This window comes from Streptomyces sp. PT12, assembly GCF_003311645.1.
GTDB lineage: Bacteria > Actinomycetota > Actinomycetes > Streptomycetales > Streptomycetaceae > Streptomyces.
The window spans coordinates 1-275 of record NZ_QEST01000140.1; the positions used below are offsets into that span (position 1 = coordinate 1).

The following is a 275-nucleotide window of genomic DNA, read 5'->3' on the forward strand; positions in this document are numbered from 1 at the left end:
TCCACCCCGTCGGTCAGCAGCGGCAGCACCTCCGACTCAGGCGCCCGCACCGCCACCATCACACCACCCTCAGGCAGGGCGCCCATCAGACGACCACGCGCCGCCACCAGCACACACGCCTCATCCAGCGACAGCACCCCCGCCACATGGGCCGCGGCGATCTCGCCGATCGAATGACCGGCGAGGAAGTCGGGTGTGATCCCCCACGACTCGACCAGCCGGAACAGCGCCACCTCCACCGCGAACAGCCCGGCCTGCGCGAACTCCGTCCGGTT

1 protein-coding gene is annotated in these 275 nt (G+C 70.5%); it reads right to left on the reverse strand.

All coding sequences use genetic code 11. The annotated features are described in order from the left end of the window. On the reverse strand, positions 1–275 hold a 275-nt coding region (locus DEH69_RS15865; RefSeq protein WP_113687631.1), incomplete at both ends, for an acyltransferase domain-containing protein.